The organism is Thalassotalea ganghwensis (genome assembly GCF_053485795.1).
On the sequence record NZ_JBQRUM010000046.1, the window covers coordinates 1 to 2005 of the forward strand.

The 2005-nt window shown below is 37.1% G+C and carries 3 protein-coding genes; all 3 read right to left on the reverse strand.

The window, feature by feature from the left end; genetic code table 11:
* Window positions 1-220: 220 nt before the first annotated feature.
* Complete coding sequence (locus ACSLUH_RS19335; protein WP_448570062.1) at window positions 221-622, reverse strand: hypothetical protein; 402 nt, start codon at window positions 620-622, stop codon at window positions 221-223.
* Between the two features lie 110 nt (window positions 623-732).
* Window positions 733-1071, reverse strand: a complete 339-nt coding sequence (locus ACSLUH_RS19340; protein ID WP_448570063.1) for a hypothetical protein — start codon at window positions 1069-1071, stop codon at window positions 733-735.
* Window positions 1072-1201: 130 nt separating this feature from the next.
* Entirely contained in the window at window positions 1202-1834 is a 633-nt protein-coding gene (locus tag ACSLUH_RS19345) for a GyrI-like domain-containing protein (protein WP_448570064.1), read from the reverse strand.
* Between the last annotated feature and the right edge of the window lie 171 nt (window positions 1835-2005).

Sequence of the window (2005 nt, forward strand, 5' to 3'; positions counted from 1 at the left end):
AATGCCCCGTTGAGTCTACGATGCTCCATGGCATATAAGAAAAAGCTAAAGAACCACAAAGATAGAGCAGTATTTTTAATTTATTAGTGTAGATTTTGATTATGACTCTCCGTGGCTCCTAACGCCCTGTTAACAGGCAAAAAATAGTTGGTTAAAATTAGCGACAAAGGAGCAAAACCAACTGTTTTTTTGTCCTTGTTTAACAGCTTGTTAGGTGAATTTACCAAACTGTATATTGATAATTTATATAACCAGAAAGTTTACTAACTTTACAAGTTCCGAGAGTATCGCCAACAATAAACCTTTCATAAACACTATACTCATAGTCCAGACGATATTCCTGATTTTGCTCTAAGTTTGAAAGTATTCCAGATGCTTGCTCAGGACTAACTTGTATAGTTCCGGATTCAGAATAACTAAACCCTTGTGGTAAGAATGAATTGATTGGTTCACGTTTTATAATAACGGCTCTTACAGGTAATTCGCTTCCACAAGCTTTTTTGAAAACCGAATCTATTGGTTCATTAGGACTACCAGGCATAAACAAGGCCATCAAAATTAATGCAAAGAATCCAACGGCAATAAATATAATAAAACACGCAAAAATTTTAAATATGACCATAAATGGCTATTCACCTAACGCCCGCATTAGGGGCTGATAATAGCTTGCTAAAATGTGAAGCGGAGCGGAACTGAGCAAGCTGTTAGCAGTCCCGTCGCTACATGCGCTTGTTAGGTATTCTTTAGCCTTTTTAATTGCTTAACGCCTAAGAATGTACCAAGAGGAACAAATAAAAGCCACACATATGCTAAAGATTTACAGCCGATTTTAAACAAGTTTGAGTTGTTGTTTTTGGCAAGTAACCAAATACTCAAAAATAATCCTATTAAGGCAGGAATTATTTGGATGAGTGAGAGAACTAGGCCTGAAGATATATGACCAGCAATCAATTTAGGGTCACCTGAAGAAAGCTCTAAATATGCAGAGTAAACGCCCGAAAAAAAGTTAAAAATGGCTAGTAATAAAAAGCACTGCAATACAATGCTTAAACACTTAAGTAGGTTATACAAACTCGACACTTCCCTGAATACCTAACGCCGCGTTAAACGGCAATTTGCAGTTGGCTATACTTAGTGAGCGAAGCGAACAACAGCCAACTGTAAATTGTCCGATTCAATGCTTTGTTAGGCATTTTTTAATTTACTTAACCTTAAATCTCAATACCGTTTTTAGCTTTTCAGGAACAACTTTTCTCGCATCTGATAGGTAAATTTCACGATGAATTTTTGATAGGCGAGTTAATCCATTTTCACGTGAAAATGCTTCCATTTTTTCAAATGCTTCAGGCTCATCTTCAAACCTCCCTAAGTGAAGCATTTGAACGCACTTTCCATCTGCTATTGATTCAAATTTTACTTGTTCGAGTAAAGGGTTTAGCTTTTTCTTTTTTACGGATTCAAGAATATCCCTAAAAACACTTTCGTCTACAAATTCCGGTTGCCTAATCATTATTTGATAAATCAGGTCTTCCTTTGCAATTGTTCCTTTGAATCGCTTTTTCGCGTCTTCAGTTATATCCCATACCCCTTCCAGTGGGTAAACTGTGTAATCAAAGTATCCAGAAGGTTGGTATTCTTCCTTTTTTGACAGCATCTTAATACCGTATGCTACTGAATATAAAGCACCGATACATTCATTGAATATACTCTCGGCAGGACTCCCTTCACCTTTTATTGTTATAAATTTAAATTCCGGTACTTCTACTATTTCTGGCTTTTGTTTGGGAATGTATAACTTCTTTTCTTTCTTACGCCACTCGTATTTTTCTGACACTTAACTTCCTTTCTTGTCAACTATGTTTGGGTATGCGATTAATGCCTAACGCTTGCTTAACTGGCGCGAAATAGCAGGCTAAAGTCAGCGACGATGGAGCGCAAGCCTGCTAGTTTGCGTCCGTGGTTTAGGCACTTGTTAAGCCTCATTTACTTACGAGTTCCTTAATGC